We start from the raw sequence: 1,628 nt of genomic DNA, 5'->3' as shown, positions 1-1,628 counted from the left end.
CGCGAATAGGCTTAGCCAAGCTCCTGTTGGACATGCTTGACCAATTCCGCGACGGTCCGCCTGAGTAGTGCGTCCCCGCCGAATTCCATCCCGAGCCGTTTGATCTTATCGGTGACGATTTGGTTCTTGGGGTGGGTTTGTTCGCCAATAATTTGGCTGTCGCTTCCGGAAAGCTGTTTGGCAATTGTCGCGACATCGTGCTGGGACACGTAACGGTCATAGCAATTGAACGCTTCACCTGCGATTCCGTTTGCGGTCAGCAAGATCCCAACGGCCTTTGCAACATCGGCGGCGTGGACTTCTTTGCCGCCGCGGGAACACTCGACTGACTTGCCACGGACGACGGCGGAGACCAAGTCATACCACTTGCTTTGCTCCACGGGACGCGCAACGCCATAGACCCCGGTCGGGCGCAAAGCACAGATCGGGTAGCCCTGTCCAAGCCCATAACTATGCACGAATTTTTCAATGGCGGCTTTGTGCGCACCATAGTGACTCTTGGCCCAAAGTGGATGGGTTTCATCCAAGGGACGGTCAGCGAGAATGATGTCGTGGACGGCGCACGTTGAGAATGCGACGAATCGACCAGCCCCGGCAGAACGGGCGGCTTCGATCAGCTTCAGCGTCCCCACGACGTTCTTTTCGACGAACTCAACCACGTCCCCTTCGCCGCCCGAGAACCCGGTGCCGGGCCGATAAAGCGCGGCGTGCACGACGGCATCGCAGCCATCGACAAGTTCTTTTGCACTTTCGCTTTCGCCGAGTTCACCTTCGATCCACCGGAGATCGTTGATTTCGTCGAAGCCGCTAGTGTCGCTCGATGGGCGATGACAGCAGCGTAGCGAGTGCCCCTGACTTGCCAGGTGCTCCGCAATATAGCGGCCGATGAAGCCCGTGGCCCCAGTGAGTGCAACTTTCATGTCCTGTCCATTCAAAAGCGTGATCGCTGACTGTGGCGTCGTGCGTTAAATTAAAATCTACCAAGGAGTTTATCAGTATGGCCTTAGCGGAACAGCTAGGTGAATACGTCGCAGGTTGATTCACCGGCATTTGGATTACCTCTCACGAACAGCGAGAGGCAATCCGCGAGATCAGCCAGCGTCGTTCGCTCGTCATTGTCGATTCGGATTTCGCGATCAGCGCTCGTGTGGAGATTTTGCTGCTGACTCGGCGCGATGCCCAAGTCCGGTACGTGGACATAGTCAATGTCGAACGATGAAAACCGTATCGGCACGCGATCGGATTTTTGGCGAACGTCAATCAGACATGATCACCGCCACTGTTTTGTAATGACTAAGCAGGTAGGCAGGAATGATCGGGCGGAACCCTATTCGCCGTTTGGACGTTAGCCTTGGTTGCCAAATCTTTGCGATTGCGTGGCAATTAGGAGCACGCAAGTATTGTTTCATTTCTTAGTCGCGGTAGCGACGGCAGGCGATAGCCCCGGACGTCAGTCCGAGGACGACCCCACACACAACCCAAGTCGCGAAGCGACGCTGGGGAAGGCTTCGCCGGGGTCATGAAGGCTTCGCCGGGGTCAGGCCTTGTGTTCGGTGTTCAGGTGAAGTTGAAGTTCAATATTTGCAGCAAGAGGGAAAAAGGGGAAGGGGGTTTTAATGGCAGCGGAT

2 protein-coding genes are annotated in these 1,628 nt (G+C 55.9%); one reads left to right on the top strand and one right to left on the bottom strand.

Features of this window, described 5'->3' with window-relative positions; translation table 11 throughout:
* Positions 1-11: 11 nt before the first annotated feature.
* A complete protein-coding gene (locus tag RMSM_RS17925) occupies positions 12-920 on the bottom strand; it encodes an NAD-dependent epimerase/dehydratase family protein (RefSeq protein WP_008699252.1) in 909 nt (302 codons plus the stop codon).
* A 480-nt stretch (positions 921-1,400) separates the two neighbouring features.
* Between RMSM_RS17925 and RMSM_RS43435 the strand changes: the two genes are divergently transcribed.
* Entirely contained in the window at positions 1,401-1,523 is a 123-nt protein-coding gene (locus tag RMSM_RS43435; protein ID WP_261340342.1) for a hypothetical protein, read from the top strand.
* The last annotated feature ends 105 nt before the right edge of the window (positions 1,524-1,628 follow it).

The sequence above is a fragment of the Rhodopirellula maiorica SM1 genome (genome assembly GCF_000346295.1).
Taxonomy (GTDB): domain Bacteria; phylum Planctomycetota; class Planctomycetia; order Pirellulales; family Pirellulaceae; genus Novipirellula; species Novipirellula maiorica.
Note: the sequence above shows the minus strand (reverse complement) of the source record. Positions and strands in the feature narration are given on the sequence as shown.

Coding starts and splice junctions, on each gene's coding strand:
- RMSM_RS17925 (WP_008699252.1), bottom strand. CDS start 920: ATGAAAGTTGCACTCACTGGGGCCACGGGCTTCATCGGCCGCTATATT.